The organism is Streptomyces sp. NBC_00490, from assembly GCF_036013645.1.
GTDB lineage: Bacteria > Actinomycetota > Actinomycetes > Streptomycetales > Streptomycetaceae > Streptomyces > Streptomyces canus_F.
Genome location: NZ_CP107869.1, coordinates 7,842,024 through 7,856,554 on the forward strand (window position 1 = coordinate 7,842,024; position 14,531 = coordinate 7,856,554).

General features: G+C 69.9%; 11 protein-coding genes. 4 read left to right on the forward strand and 7 right to left on the reverse strand.

The genetic code is table 11. The features are described from left to right. Window positions 1-88: 88 nt before the first annotated feature. The 6 genes from OG381_RS35785 to OG381_RS35810 form a co-directional block, all read right to left on the reverse strand. Window positions 89-2,947 (reverse strand): glycoside hydrolase family 2 TIM barrel-domain containing protein, encoded by a 2,859-nt coding sequence (locus OG381_RS35785; protein WP_327720134.1) that lies wholly within the window; start codon window positions 2,945-2,947, stop codon window positions 89-91. A gap of 27 nt (window positions 2,948-2,974) precedes the next feature. Next, window positions 2,975-3,850 (reverse strand): carbohydrate ABC transporter permease, encoded by an 876-nt coding sequence (locus OG381_RS35790; protein ID WP_327720135.1) that lies wholly within the window; start codon window positions 3,848-3,850, stop codon window positions 2,975-2,977. Continuing rightward, a complete protein-coding gene (locus OG381_RS35795; protein WP_327720136.1) occupies window positions 3,847-4,812 on the reverse strand; it encodes a carbohydrate ABC transporter permease in 966 nt (321 codons plus the stop codon). Before OG381_RS35795 ends, OG381_RS35790 begins: the two co-directional genes overlap by 4 nt. A gap of 20 nt (window positions 4,813-4,832) precedes the next feature. Then, entirely contained in the window at window positions 4,833-6,089 is a 1,257-nt protein-coding gene (locus tag OG381_RS35800; protein ID WP_327720137.1) for an ABC transporter substrate-binding protein, read from the reverse strand. A 280-nt stretch (window positions 6,090-6,369) separates the two neighbouring features. Continuing rightward, window positions 6,370-7,617: an ROK family protein gene (locus tag OG381_RS35805; RefSeq protein WP_327720138.1), complete on the reverse strand. Its 1,248-nt coding sequence runs from the start codon at window positions 7,615-7,617 to the stop codon at window positions 6,370-6,372. A gap of 114 nt (window positions 7,618-7,731) precedes the next feature. Continuing rightward, window positions 7,732-8,985, reverse strand: a complete 1,254-nt coding sequence (locus OG381_RS35810) for an FAD-binding protein (RefSeq protein WP_327720139.1) — start codon at window positions 8,983-8,985, stop codon at window positions 7,732-7,734. Window positions 8,986-9,109: 124 nt separating this feature from the next. Here OG381_RS35810 and OG381_RS35815 point away from each other — a divergent pair, with 124 nt between their 5' ends. The 4 genes from OG381_RS35815 to OG381_RS35830 all read left to right on the forward strand — a co-directional run bounded on the left by OG381_RS35815 (window position 9,110) and on the right by OG381_RS35830 (window position 13,974). Then, window positions 9,110-10,117 (forward strand): hydroxyacid dehydrogenase, encoded by a 1,008-nt coding sequence (locus OG381_RS35815; protein ID WP_327720141.1) that lies wholly within the window; start codon window positions 9,110-9,112, stop codon window positions 10,115-10,117. 93 nt (window positions 10,118-10,210) lie between these two features. After that, window positions 10,211-10,873: a pyridoxamine 5'-phosphate oxidase family protein gene (locus OG381_RS35820; RefSeq protein WP_327720142.1), complete on the forward strand. Its 663-nt coding sequence runs from the start codon at window positions 10,211-10,213 to the stop codon at window positions 10,871-10,873. A 59-nt stretch (window positions 10,874-10,932) separates the two neighbouring features. Next, window positions 10,933-12,252 (forward strand): radical SAM protein, encoded by a 1,320-nt coding sequence (locus tag OG381_RS35825; protein WP_307024309.1) that lies wholly within the window; start codon window positions 10,933-10,935, stop codon window positions 12,250-12,252. A 252-nt stretch (window positions 12,253-12,504) separates the two neighbouring features. Continuing rightward, window positions 12,505-13,974 carry a cellulose binding domain-containing protein gene (locus OG381_RS35830; protein WP_327720143.1) on the forward strand — a complete coding sequence of 490 codons (1,470 nt, stop codon included), beginning with the start codon at window positions 12,505-12,507 and terminating at the stop codon, window positions 13,972-13,974. On the opposite strand, the gene OG381_RS35835 is transcribed toward OG381_RS35830, so the two are convergent. Continuing rightward, window positions 13,940-14,497, reverse strand: coding sequence for an ATP-binding protein (locus OG381_RS35835; protein WP_327720144.1), 558 nt, complete (start codon window positions 14,495-14,497; stop codon window positions 13,940-13,942). The two genes, OG381_RS35830 and OG381_RS35835, sit on opposite strands and share 35 nt — an antisense overlap. Window positions 14,498-14,531 lie beyond the last annotated feature (34 nt).

The window sequence follows — 14,531 nt, forward strand, 5'->3', positions numbered from 1 at the left end:
GCCGGTCGGCAAGGATGCCGACCGGCCGCTGGCGACGTTCCGACAGTGTCGGAATGTCGATCAATCAGTCAATCGATTAATGGATCTCTTACCCGGCGGTCGAGAACACGAACGAGAACTCGGCCGGCTCCGCCTTCAGGTGGTACTGCGGCAGCGGGCCCGGTCCGCAGGACTGCGAGCCGAGGCCGTGCTGGCCGTGGTCGAGGTTGACCCAGACCGTCTCGCCGGGGGTGAGGTCGGTGAGGTGGGTGGCCGCGTCCAGCTGCTCGGTCGTCCAGCGGCGGGCGGTGAACCAGAACTCCGGGTCGCCCTCGATCCGCAGCCCGCCGATCTCCGCCCAGCGGACGTCGGCACGGGCACCGTTCTCCTGCGGGCGCACGTACGGCGTCTGAAGAGCGTCCACCGTCGACTGCCAGCGGCCGACGGCCGACGCCAGACGGCTGTCCGGATACGCCTCACCGGGACCGCCGCCGAACCACCGCACCGCGTCCGCCTCGGCGAGCCCGAGCCGGATGCCCAGGCGGGGCAGCGGCACCGTCCAGTCGCCCTCGGGTGCCACGGACACCGTCAGCTTCAGCTGGTCGCCGTCGGAGGTCCAGCGGTACACCGTGGCCAGGCCCACCTCGCGGGCGGCCGGGGACACCCGGGTCCGCACGGTCAGCGCGTCGTCGGACAGCTCCACCGCGTCCAGCCGGTGCTGCATCCGGTGCAGGCCGAGCGCCCGCCACAGCGTCCCGTAGCGGGTGTCCGTCTGCCACTCGGCGCCGTCGTCGTTGTCCGTCGTCGCCCGCCACACGTCCAGGCGCAGGCCCTCGACCGGCACCCCGCCGACCGACCGCAGGGCACCGGTGCGGGCGTCGAAGGAGGCCGGGCCGAGCGTGATCCGCCCCTCGCCGCGCACGGGCCCTTCGGCGGGCGCGACGGACGGCAACGGGCGGGCGGCGAGCGGGAACTGACCCCACGCCACCACATGGCCCGCAGGCCCCCACGAGGCGTCCTGCGCCAGCAGCGCCCGCACGGTCCACTGCGTCTCCGCGCCCCGGTGGTCCGCGGGCGGCTCCGGCAGCTTCACGTCGGCCGTCTCACCGGGCTTCAGCGCGGGCACCGACAGCGAGCCGGACTCCACCGTCTCGCCCTCGACCTGGTACGACCACTCGAAGGCCAGCGCCGACAGGTCGGCGAAGTCGTACTTGTTGGTCACCCGCACGGTGCCGTCGGCGCCGTCGCCCTCGATCCGGACCGGCTCGATGACCTTCTTGTACTCGACCAGGCCGGGGGAGGGCGTGCGGTCGGGGAAGATCAGGCCGTCGCAGACGAAGTTGCCGTCGTGCAGCTCCTCGCCGAAGTCGCCGCCGTAGGCGTAACCCAGCTCGGGATGGGTGATGCCGTGGTCGATCCACTCCCAGATGAAGCCGCCCTGGAGCCGGTCGTGCCTCTCGAACAGCTCCTGGTAGTCGGCGAGTCCGCCGGGGCCGTTGCCCATGGCGTGTGCGTACTCGCACTGGATGAAGGGGAGTTCACGACGCTTGTGGGTGCCGCCGTCGAGCTCCTTGCCGATCTGTTCGACCTCGGTGTGGTTGGCGTACATCCGCGAATAGACGTCCGTGTCGCGGCAGTTCCAGTCACCCTCGTAGTGCACGAGGCGCGAGGAGTCGCGGCCGTGGATCCACTCGGCCATCGCGGTGAGGCCGCGTCCGGTGCCGGCCTCGTTGCCCAGCGACCAGAAGACGATCGAGGGGTGGTTCTTGTCGCGCTCGACCATGCGGGCGGCGCGGTCCAGGAGGGCCGGGGCCCAGCGGTCGTCGTCGACCGGGTTGTCCCGCCAGTCCTGCTCGGTGAAGCCGTGGGTCTCCAGGTCGCACTCGTCGATGACCCACAGGCCGTACTCGTCGCACAGGTCCAGGAAGGCCGGGTGCGGCGGGTAGTGGGAGGTGCGCACCGCGTTGAGGTTGTGCCGCTTCATCAGCAGCACGTCCTCGCGCATGGTCTCCAGGTCGAGCGCGCGCCCCTTCTCGGGGTGCCACTCGTGCCGGTTGACGCCCTTGAAGAGGATCGCCTTGCCGTTGACCTTGAGCAGGCCGCCTTCCAGCACGATCGTGCGGAAGCCGATGCGCAGCGGGACCCGCTCGCCCTCGGTGACCAGCTCGCCGTCGTACAGCCGGGGTGTCTCGGCGTTCCACGGCTCCACGGCGACCGTCACCGACTCGCCGGTCGCGACATCGATGTCCAGGGCGGGCACGGTCACCCGCCCGTCGACGTCGGAGTCGACGCGCAGGGTGCCCTCGCCCGTGACGTGGTCGTAGCCGGCGTGCACGAAGAAGTCCAGGACGCTGCCCGCCGGACGGTGCAGCAGCGTGACGTCACGGAAGATGCCGGGCAGCCACCACTGGTCCTGGTCCTCCAGGTAGGAGCCGGCCGACCACTGGTGGACGCGGACCGCGAGGACGTTGCCCTTCGGCTTCAGCAGATGCCCCACCGCGAACTCATGGGGCAGCCGCGACCCCTTGAACTCACCGATGTCCGTGCCGTTCAGCCAGACCCGGGCGCAGGACTCGACGCCGTCGAAGCGGACCACCGCACCGCCCTCCGCCGGCCAGCCCTCGGGCAGGTCGAAGACGCGCAGATGATCACCGGTCGGGTTCTCGGTCGGGACGTGCGGCGGGTCCACGGGGAAGGGGTACAGATGGTTCGTGTAGATGGGCGAACCGTGCCCCTGGAGGACCCAGTGCCCGGGGACCTGGACCTCGGCCCAGTCCCCGGCGTCGTAGCCCTCCTCGGCGAACGAGTCGTCCTCGGCGTCGATGGTCGCCGAGACGCGCAGGCGCCAACTGCCGTTGAGCGACAGCGCCTTCGCGTCGGAGGCGGCGTACCAGGCGCGGGGCGGCAGGGCCCCGCTACCGGGCGAGACGTCCTCGACGTAGTCGACGGCGGTGGTGCGGAAAGACATCGGTCTCCAGGTCTTGAGAAGAGAACGTCAGCCCTTGATGCCGGTCTGCGCGATCCCCTGCACCAGCCAGCGCTGGAGGAAGAGGAACACGAGCAACAGGGGCAGGATGGAAATGGCCGTGGCCATGAAGATCAGGTGGTAGTTGACGGTCTGGTTGGTCATGTACGAGGACAGGGCCACCTGAATGGTCCAGGAGCTCGGGTCCTGGCCGATGACCAGGGGCCACAGGAAGGAGTTCCAGCCGCTGATGAACGTGATCGTGGCCATCGCCGCGAAGAAGTTCAGCGAGTTGGGCACGACGACCCGCCAGTACGCCCCCCAGTACGAGAGTCCGTCCACGCGTGCCGCCTCCTCCAGCTCCTTGGGGAACCCCAGGAAGTACTGCCGGAACAGGAAGCAGGTGAAACCACTGAACAGGCCCGGGATGATGAGGCCGCGGTAGGTGTCGACCCAGCCCAGCGACGACACCAGCACGAAGCTCGGCACGAAGGTGACGGCCGTCGGGATCATCAGGGTGACCAGGACGCCGTAGAAGACCTTGTTGGCGTGCCGGTACGGGATGCGGGCGAGGCCGTAGCCGGCGAGCGAGCAGATCAGCAGGATGCCGCTGGTGTGCAGGACGGCGACGACCCAGGAGTTCCACAGGGCCCGGCCGAAGTCGACGGTCTCGTCGTTGAACGGTTCGGTGATGTTCCCCCACTGGATGTCGGTGGGGAACCACTTCCAGTCCTCGCCGGTGATCTCCGGGTCCGTCATCAGGGCGTTGCGGACGATCAGATAGAACGGGACCAGGAAGAGCAGGGCCGCGACACCGGTGGCGATGTAGAGCCCGGTGTTGCCGATGACCTTGCCCCCGCGCTTCTTGCGGGGGGTCTTCGTCACGTCAGGTGCGGTGGTGGTCACTTGGACTCCTCACCCCTTCCAAAGCCCATGATCTTGCCCTGGAACAGCGTGATGATCAGGATGAGCACGGTGAGGATGACCGCTCCGGCGCTGCCCTGGCCGTAGTCCTGGCTCTCACCGAGGGCCGTCTTGTACAGCTCGACGAGGGGTGGTTGACCCCAGGTCGCCTTGCCGAGCAGGTTCCAGAACTCGTCGAAGGCCTGGTAGGCGGCGATCAGCAGCAGCAGGATCACCGCGGTCGAGGTGGCCCGCAGCTGGGGCAGGGTGATGTACCGGAAGGTCTGCCAGCCCGGCTTGGCGCCGTCGATCGAGGCGGCCTCGTAGAGCTCCGCCGGGATGTTCTGGAGCGCCGCCAGGAACAGGATCATGTAGAAGCCGGCCTGGAGCCACAGCCGCAGCGTCACGATGACCAGCCAGTACCAGGGCGGGTCCGGGTTGGCCAGCCAGGCGGTGTTCTCGACGCCGAACCAGCCGATGACGGTGTTCGCCAGACCGAAGCGGACGCCGTTGAAGATGGACATCTTCCAGATCAGCGCCGCGGCCACGTAGGAGACCGCGGTCGGGATGAAGAACACCGACCGGAAGAACGCCTTCATGAACGTGAGCCGGTGCACCAGCAGCGCCAGGCCCAGCGAGAGCGCCCACGTGGTGGGCACGATGAACGCGGCGAAGACGGTGAAGGTGACCAGGGACCCGGTGAAGTCCGGGTTGTCCAGGATCGCCTTGTAGTTGTCCAGGCCGATGAACTCGCTCGGCGAGACGGTGAAGCGTGCCTCGAAGAAGCTGAGGTAGATGCTCCAGCCCATCGGCACGAAGACGAAGATCACCAGGCCGATCAGGAAGGGGCTGGTGAAGAGCCAGAAGTTGAGGGTGCTGTTGGCCCGCAGACTCCGCCGCGGCCGCGCCTTCTCAGGCTTGGCCGGGGCGGCGTCCGTGAGGTCGAGCTTGGTGGTGGTCGACATGTCGAGGTCCGCCCGCCGGCCTATCCGAACAGCTTCTTGAGCTCTGCGTTGACCTTCTTGTCACAGGCGTCGAGTGAGGCCTCCGGACTGCCGCCCTTGCGCACGGAGTTGGCGATCACGTCGTTCACCGAGGCGATCATCGACTGCGTCCAGGCGATGTTGTCGAAGTGCCCGTACTCGCTGAAGAGCTTGACGCCCTCGGCCGGCAGACCCGACTTGAGCTTGGTGGCCGACTGCGCGATCGAGGTGCGCGGCGGGATGTGGAAGCCGTAGGACAGCGCCCAGTCCTCCTGGTACTCCTTCTGGTCGATCCACAGCCACTTGACGTATTCCTTGGCCGCGTCGAGGTTCTTGCTCTTGGCGTTGACGAACATCGACCAGCCGCCGTTGGTGACCGAGAACTTGCCGGAGTCGCCGACCTTCGGGAACGGGAAGATGCCGACATCGTCGCCGAGCGCCTTCTGGATCACCGGCATGGCCCACATGCCGCACCACTGGATCGCGGTCAGGCCCTGGGTGAAGGCCGAGGGGTCCCACCAGTCGGCGGGGGCGTCCAGGAGCAGGTTGCCGCTGGTGAACAGCTTGCGCAGCTGGCTCAGACCGTCCGCCACGGCGTCCGTGTGGTAGGCGATCTCGTTCTTGTCGTTCAGGGTGTCCGCGCCGGCCGACCAGATCAGCGGGGACTGCACGGGGGTGATGTCGTTGCCGAGGAAGGCGCCCTTGACCTTGCTCGTGGTGAGCTTGTCGATGACCTCGATCAGCTCCTCCAGCGTCTGGGGGACCTCGACCTTGGCCTTCTCGAAGAGCGAGGGCCGGTAGTAGAAGAACTGCGGGTCGTCGATCATCCGGACGCCGTATATCTTCCCGTCGACCGTGTGCGAGGCGATGTCGGCCGGGTTGAAGTCGTCCTTGACCGGGTTGATGATGTCGCTCAGGTCCGCCACCTGGCCGCTCGTCACCATCTGGAGCTGCGGGTGGAACTCGAAGACGTCGGGCGCGTTCTTGGTGAGCAGAGCCGGGAACAGCTTGTTCTCGAAGTTGGAGCCGGTGATCCACTGGGTGGTGACGTTGGCTTCCTTGTAGGCCTTCGCGTACCGCTTGATGGCCTGCTCGGTGCCCGCCTCGCCGTACGCGTGGAAGTACTGCGTGAGGCCCTCGCCGGAGCTGCTGCGTCCGGTGTTGCCCCCGCACGCGGCCAGTCCGCCGGCGGCGGCCATACCCATGGCGGCCCGAAGAACGGTACGGCGGTCCCAGTTGACGTTACTCATTGCCGACATGCTTGACGTCCTTGTCTCGAGTACGGCTGCGGCCCTGCGCCCGGTGCCTGAAGCGGCTCAGCGCCAGGTGGCTCAATTGGTGTCGCGGTGCGGGACGTTAACCTTCGGCTAAGGCTTCGGCAAGGGGTTGGACGAAGTCTGTTCGAAGCGTTGCGGAGTGTTCGGGATACCGGACATCACGGGTCACGGGCCGCCGCACCAGCGGCCCGCGACCCCCCTTCGGGTACTGCGGGTTACTGCCTTCCGGGCCCTGCGGCCCACTGCCGGAACCAGGCTGTGACTAACGCGGGTTGTGCGTCTTGGCCCTCGCGGGCGTGATGGTGCGTTTCGGCGACTTCTGGCCGACCGACTGGAGGGCGCCCTCCAGCGCGAACGTCGCCGCGCCCAGGCACACCGGATCCGTGGGGATCGGGGACAGGACGATCTCGGTGGCCGCCATCGGCCGGGGCAGCGCGTGCCGGGCGACGGCCTCGCGCACCTCCTCGACCAGGGGCTCGCCGAGGGCGGCCGCGACCCAGCTGCTGAGCACGATCACCTCGGGATTGAACAGGTTGACCAGGTTGGCGATCCCCGCGCCGAGGTAACGGACGGTGTCGCGGAGCGTGCCGACCGCCACCGGATCGCTGTGCCGCAGCCCCTCGGCCAGGGCGGCGATGGTGGCCGTCTGGTCGTCCTCGTGCAGCAGCGGGCTGCCAGGACTCAACTCCCGCAGATTCAGCATGATCCCGGACGCGCCGACGTACGCCTCCACGCAGCCGTGCTTGCCGCAGCGGCACACCCGGCCGTCCAGGACGATCGTGGTGTGGCCCCACTCGCCGGCGCTGTTGCTCACCCCCCGGTGCAGCCCGCCGCCGAGCACGAGCCCGGCGCCCACCCCGGTGCCGAGGTTCACCACCACGGCGTTCCCGCGTCCGCGCGCGGCCCCGAACCACAGCTCGGCCACCGCGGAGGCGCGCAGCGGATTGTCCAGGTACAGCGGGTAGGCGATGTGCTCGGTGAGCAGATCGAGCAGCGGCACGTCGTGCCAGTCCCAGTTGGGCGCGTACTCGCAGAACCCGGTGTCCCGGTCCACCTGGCCCGGCACGCTCACCCCGACCCCGAGGACACGGGCGCCCTCGATGCCGGCCTGCGCGACCACCTGGCCCACGACCGCGGCGACATGGCCGACGACCTGCTCGGGCAGGCTCTCACCCGGGCGGACGTCCTCCTCGGCGCGGGCCAGCACGTTCAGCCCGAGGTCGAACAGCTCGACATGGACGTAGGTCTCCGCGATGTCGACACCGATCAACGCGCCCCCCGACGCGTTGACCGCGACGAGTCCCCGGGGGCGGCCTCCCGCCGAGTCCTCGAACCCGACCTCCGTGATCATCGAGAGATCGAGCAGCTCGCCGACGAGCGTGGCGACCGTGGCCAGGCTCAGCCCGGTGGCGGCCGCCAGCTCCTGCCGGGACGTGGGCGACGCGGCGATGATCTGGCGCAGCACCTCGTAGCGGTTCGCGGTACGGATGTCACGTGAGGTGCGCTTCACCGGGTTGCCCCCGTCCCTTCGGCTCTCGCCGGGACGGCATCGGCACCGGCGCGGCGCAAGGCTATGGGCTGCCGGGGACTTTCGACAAGGGGTTAGGAAAGGGGCTTTATAAAGTCAGTCGGCGAGCACGTCCCGGACGAAGGCGTTGGCGAATTTTGCCTCAGGGTCCAGGCCGTGCGCCAGCGCCCGGAAGTCGTCCAGCCTGGGGTAGCGGCCCCGCAGGACCCCGCCCGGCGTGGTGAACACCTTCCCCCAGTGCGGCCGCGGCCCGAAGCCGTCGAGCACCTCCTCCAGCCGTCGCACCACCGGCAGCACGGCCGCCGTGTCCTCGATCCAGGTGAAGTGCAGCGCCACCGTGTCGCGTCCGTACGACGGGCTCAGCCACTGCTCGTCGGCGGCGACCGTACGCACCTCGCAGGTCTGCAGTACACCGGCGACCGTCTCCCGAATACCGTCGATCGCATACAGCGCCTCGACGGCTGACTGCCGCGGCAGCAGATACTCCGACTGCAGCTCCGCCCCGCTGCTCGGCGTGAACTCCGCCCGGAAGTGCGGCAGCCGCTCATGCCAGGGTCCCGGCACCCCGAACTGCTCGGTGCAGTTGACCGCGGGCATCCCCGGCACCGGGTGCAGCTTCTCGGTGGCGGGCGCGGCCCAGGTGAACTGGTCGAGTGGCTGATCCACCCGCCGCTTCAGCCACACCTGCCGGAAGCCCGGCTCCCGCCAGTCCGTGAAGAGGCTGACGCTGTACGCGGCCGACATGGCCGCCGAGAACGTCTCGAAGTCCAGTCCCTCCAGCGGCAGTTCGGTGAAGACGTGCTGCTCGACCTCGAAGGCCGGCTCCAGGTCCAGGGTGAGCGCGGTGACGACACCCAGCGCGCCGAGCGAGGTCACGGCACCGCCGAAGCGCTCGTCGTCCCGGCCGATCGTCACCCTCGACCCGTCGGCGACGACCAGCTCCACCTCCCGCACCGCCGAGCCCAGCGGACCGTTGCCCACACCCGAGCCGTGCGTCCCCGTCGCGACCGACCCCGCCACCGAGATGTGCGGCAGCGAAGCCATGTTGGGCAGCGCGAACCCCTGGGCGTGGACCGCGCGGGCGAGCTCCGCGTACCGGACACCGCCCCCGACCCGCACCGTACGGGCCGCGGAGTCCACGTCGATCACCGCGGGGAGCCCGGCGATCGACAGCAGCACGCCGTCGGGGCCCGGTTCGGCGATCAGGTTGAAGGAGTGCCCACTGCCCAGCACCCGCACCTTCGCGCTCCCGGCCACGAGGGCGCTCAGCGTGTCGAGCGAGTACGGGCGGTGCAGCTCCTTCGCGCCGTACGTGATGTTGCCCGCCCAGTTGGTGACCGTCTCCGTCATCCCTGTCGTCCCTTCCCTGGAACGCCGGCCCTCGCCGGCATGCCTCTGCGTTGACCCTCTCATTCGCCGCCACCTAACTTAGAGAGCGGTTTCTATCCGTTTTCCTCGACCGGGGGTCACCACCTTGCCCGAGCGTCCCCAGGCGCTGTTCGCCATGACCGCCGCCAACCTGGCCCACGTCTTCCCCTCGGAGGTGCTGGAGCGGCTGCGGGAGGCGGTGGACATCGACCCGGATCTCGTGGCCGAGGACTTCAGCGACCCGCGCGTCAAGGAGGCGCTGGCCCGCACCGAGATCCTCGTGACGGGCTGGGGCTGCCCCCGCATCGACGCGACGGTCCTCGACGCCGCCCCCGGACTGCGGGCGATCCTGCACTCCGCCGGCTCGGTCAAGGGCTTCGCCACGCCGGAGATCTGGCGGCGGGGCATCGAGGTCACCTCGGCCGCCGACGCCAACGCGCTCCCTGTCGCCGAGTACACCCTCGCCATGATCCTCCTCGCCGGGAAGGACCTCTTCGTCGCCCGCGAGCGACTGCGCGCCTCGCGGGCCCACCCCGGCTGGGGCATCGTCCCCGGCATCGGCAACCACGGCCGCCGGGTCGGCGTCATCGGCGCCTCCCGCATCGGCCGCCGCGTCCTGGAACTCCTGCGCCCCTTCGACCTGCGGCCCGCGCTCACCGACCCGTACGTCACGGAGGCGCAGGCGGCCCGACTCGGCGTGCCCCTGCTGGAGCTGGACGAGCTGCTGCGGAGTTCGCAGATCGTCACCGTCCACGCGCCGGAGACCCTCGAGACGCATCACCTCATCGGCCGCCGTGAGCTGTCCCTGATGCCCGACGGGGCGGTCCTCGTCAACACCGCGCGCGGCGGGCTGGTCGACCACGACGCCCTGGTCGCCGAACTCCGCACCGGCCGCCTCAGCGCGGTCCTCGACGTGACCGACCCCGAACCGCTCCCCGCCGACTCGCCCCTGTACGAGCTCCCCAACGCCTTCGTCACACCGCACCTCGCGGGCTCCCAGGGCAATGAGCTGGCCCGGCTCGGCGCAGCGGTGGCCGAGGAGGCGGAGCGGCTCGCGACCGGTGCCGGACCGGCGTATCCGGTGGAGCTGGCGGCACTGGAGCACGGCGCCTGAGGGGCTGCGGATTTCGTAGCTGGAGAAGGTCCTCGGTATGGATATCGATAAATGTCTGGCGTCAAAGCGGCGATATCAGTAGCTTCCCTCGTCATGACGCTCGACCCGCTCCCTGAGACCGACCTCACCCGCCACCGCCGCCTGCGCGACCAGGGCAGCCTCGACCGCGCCGACCTGAACGCCATCCTCGACGCGGGCTTCGTCTGCCACCTGGGCGTGGTGGTCGAAGGTCGGCCGCTGGTCGTCCCGACCGTGTACGGACGGGGTGACCGGGAGCTCTATCTCCACGGCTCGGTGGCGAGCCGCAGTCTCTCCGGCGGCGTCCCCGTCTGTGTCACGGTCACGCACGTCGACGGGCTGGTCCTCGCCCGGTCCGTCTTCGAGCACGGCGTGAACTACCGCAGCGCGATGATCCACGGCGAGGCCCGCAAGGTCACCGACCCCGAGGAGAAGCTGGCGGGCCTGCGCCGGCTCACCGACCACGCGACCCCGGGGCAGTGGTCGTACGCCCGCGGCCCGAGCCGCAAGGAACTCGCCGCCACCACGCTCCTCGCCCTCTCCCTCGAAGAGGCCTCGGTCAAGATCCGCAGCGGCCCGCCGGACGATGGCGACGGACCCGACGCCGGGCTCGGTCTCTGGGCCGGGACCCTGCCGCTGACCTCGGTGTGGGGCGCACCCGTCGCCGCCCCCGAACTGCCGGACGAAACGCCCGTACCGGAACACATCGCTCGACGCGAGGGGACCCGGTACGCGTGACGGGCGGGCGGGGGCATAACGTGAGGAGTCGAACGCCTGAGCCGGGAGGAGATTTACGGATGGGCAGCCGCACCGCACTGGTCGAAGATCTGATGGAGCGATTCCCGCACGTACCGCGGGAAGCCGTCTTCAAGGAGGATCTGCTGCGCGGCGGGGTGGCCTTCGATCCGTCCGCGCTCAGCGACAACGAGGGTGGAGAGGTCAAGCCGAAGTCGTACTTCATCTTCTCCTTCGACCACGGCACCCTGCCCGAACTCGGCGAGGCCGCGCTGCGGCGGCCACCGGAGGAGATCATCCTCACCGGCGGTCCGTACGACCTGCGCCGCACCGTCGTCTCCGTGCGCGTGAACCCGTCGTCGCCGTACCGCGTCGCCGCCGACGAGGAGGGCGTGCTCGGCCTCTACCTCGACGGCAAGCGCATCGCCGACGTCGGTGTGCCGCCGATGCCGGAGTACTACAAGCACAAGCTCTCCAACGGGAAGTCCGTCATGGAGGTCGCCCCCACCATCCAGTGGGGCTACCTCATCTACCTGACCGTCTTCCGGGTCTGCCAGTACTTCGGCGCCAAGGAGGAGTGCCAGTACTGCGACATCAACCACAACTGGCGCCAGCACAAGGCCGCCGGCCGCCCGTACACCGGCGTCAAGGACGTCGAGGAGGTCCTCGAGGCCCTGGAGATCATCGACCGGTACGACACCGCGAAGACCTCCACCGCCTACACCCTCACCGGCGGCGCGATCACCAAGACGGTGGCCGGACGCGACGAGGCCGACTTCTACGGCCACTACGCCAAGGCCATCGAGGAGCGCTTCCCGGGCCGCTGGATCGGCAAGGTCGTCGCCCAGGCGCTGCCGCGCGACGACGTGCAGCGCTTCAAGGACTACGGCGTGCAGATCTACCACCCCAACTACGAGGTGTGGGACGAGTACCTCTTCAAGCTCCACTGCCCCGGCAAGGAGCGCTACGTCGGCCGCGACGAGTGGCACAAGCGGATCCTGGAGTCGGCGGAGATCTTCGGCGCGCGCAATGTGATCCCCAACTTCGTGGCGGGCGTGGAGATGGCCGAGCCCTTCGGCTTCAAGACCGTCGACGAGGCCATCGCGTCCACCACCGAGGGGCTGCGCTTCTTCATGTCGCAGGGCATCACGCCCCGCTTCACCACCTGGTGCCCCGAGCCGACCACCCCGCTCGGCAAGGCCAATCCGCAGGGCGCCCCGCTGGAGTACCACATCCGGCTGCTGCAGGCCTATCGCCAGACGATGGAGGACTTCGGTCTCTCCTCGCCCCCCGGATACGGTGAGCCCGGGCCCGGCCGCGCCGTCTTCTCCGTGAGCTCCTTCATGGACAGCCTCCCGGCACAGGAACCCGCCGAGGTGTAGTCGCGGCGAGAGCCGATGAAGCAGTCAGGGTCCGGATCGAGTCGTCCGGGCCTTTTCTGCGTATGTCTCCAGGAGTAACAGACGCAACAGCGGCAACGAGGTGTGGGCGGGCTCGAACTCCTGGTAACCGGATTTGAATGGTGAGCTTGTCAGTTGTGTGGAAGCCGTGAAAAGCTCGTGCACTGCCGCGAGGTTCCCCACAACTCCGTTGCCAATAAGGTGAGTTGACCTCGCTTTCGATGCAGGAGTCCGATGCCCGACCTGCCGACCCCCCAGGACGCCGCCGAGGCCGTGCTGTTCACCGAGTGCTGGGACGCCGTACTCTCCTACGCCGACCTCTGCACGGCCGGCTCCACCGCGGCCACCCAGCTGGCCACGGAGGCGTTCGCCCTCGGCATGCGCGAGGCCCGCACCGACGGCGGCGGCACCGCCAAGGGCGTGGGCCGCCGTGCGCCCCGGCTGCCCGTGATACCCCTGCTGCTGACGGCCGTACGCACCACCGCCGCCGCCTGGGAGACCGCCGGCCAGGGCCACCGGCTCGATCCCGACCTGCGTCTGTGGCTCAACTCGGACAAGGCCGCACGCTACACCGGCCCGCCGTTGCAGCGCCCGCTCGCCCTGCGCGGCCTGCGCGACATGCAGGAACACGACGCGGATCTGCTGTGGCTGGCCGAGGTGGAGGCGCTGCCGCTGTCCGTGGTGGCCCGCAGGCTCGGTCTGGACCCGGCCCATCTGCCGGAGGAACTCGCGCAGGTGCGCGGCCTGTTCCGGGACCGCAGTCACCGCAACCACCTCGACAGCCCGATGGCCCCGCAGTGCCGCAGCTACGCCCGCCTCCTCGACGCGGTCACCCGCGCGAGCACCGCTGACACCCCGGCGGACCTCTCCCGGCACCTCGCCACCTGTGTGCAGTGCGCCGAGGCCGCCGCCTGTCTGCGGCTGCACGGCGGCGGACTGCCCGGGGCGCTCGCGGGCGGAGTGATCGGCTGGGGCGGCCTCGCCTACCTGGAGCGCAGACGCCGGGCCGCGGAGGTGCGGCTGGGCGCCGGACGCCCGGAGACGGCCGACGCCGGTCCGCCGAACCCCGGCGCCCACAAGGCGCGTGTCGTGCGCAGCGGACTGCTCGTCACCGCCGTCCTGGTCTCACTGCTGGCCCTCGCCGTCTCGATGATGCCGGCGGGCGGCTCCATGGACGACAAAGCTTCGCTGCCCACCGACCGCCAGCCGGTGGCCGATCCCGGCGCCACCGTGCCCTCGCCGTCCGCGACCTCCGGGCCGGCGGCCTCGCCCACACCGTCCGCGGCCGGCAGCACCACCGCGAAGAAGAACCCCGGCCCCGAACCCCAGGGCACCACCTCCTCCGCCGCCCGCGACGACGAGAAGCCGAGCCCCGCCACGAGTGCGGCGGCCACCTGTGAGGTCCGGTACGAGCTGGTGAACCAGTGGCCCGACGGCTTCCAGGCCACCGTCACCGTGACCACCGACGAGGCCCTCGACGACTGGCGCGTCGCCTGGTCCTTCAAGGACGGCCAGAAGGTCGGCCAGATGTGGGACGCGAGCTTCGCCCAGGACGGCTCCCGTGTCACCGCGAGCGCCGCGGACTACAACAGGACCGTGCGCGCGGGCGCCGACCTCGCCTTCGGCTTCCTCGCCTCCTGGCAGGGCACGAACTCCCCGGCGTACGCCTTCACGTTGAACGGGCACACCTGCTCGAAGGCCTGACGGCATCCGTCGGACGCAGCAGCACCGGCACCGTGGCCCGGTCGGGCAGGCACCACCTCGGCGCGGACGTCCACGCGGGGCCCGTCCTGCCGGCCGCCGCGTCCGGAGCGGCGGCCTCCAGCTCGAACCACACCTCGGTGCCGACGCTGTCCTCGACGTGCCCGCTGCCCCACCGGTCGGCGAGCGCGTCGACCAGCAGCAGGCCGCGCCCGTTCTCGCTGTCCGCGTCGGAGCCCTCGCCGTGCGTCCCGGGCAGGCCCGGCCCCTCGTCCGCGACCGTGCAGCGCAGCCGGCCGGCCGTGAGGGAGAGGGTGAGCCGATAGCGGCCCCGGGCGTGCACGACCGCGTTGGTGGCGAGTTCGCTGACCAGCAGTTCGGCGGTCTCCGCCTGGTCCTGGAGCCCGTACTCGGCCAGCCACGTCCGCACGGCGGCCCTGGCGAGGCGGACCGAGGACCGTCCGGGCCCCAGGATCGTCGTACAGCCACCGCCCAGGGACAGACCGGGCGGACGGACGTCGGGCATGGTCGCTTCCCTTCACCCCAGCGGCTCGACCTCC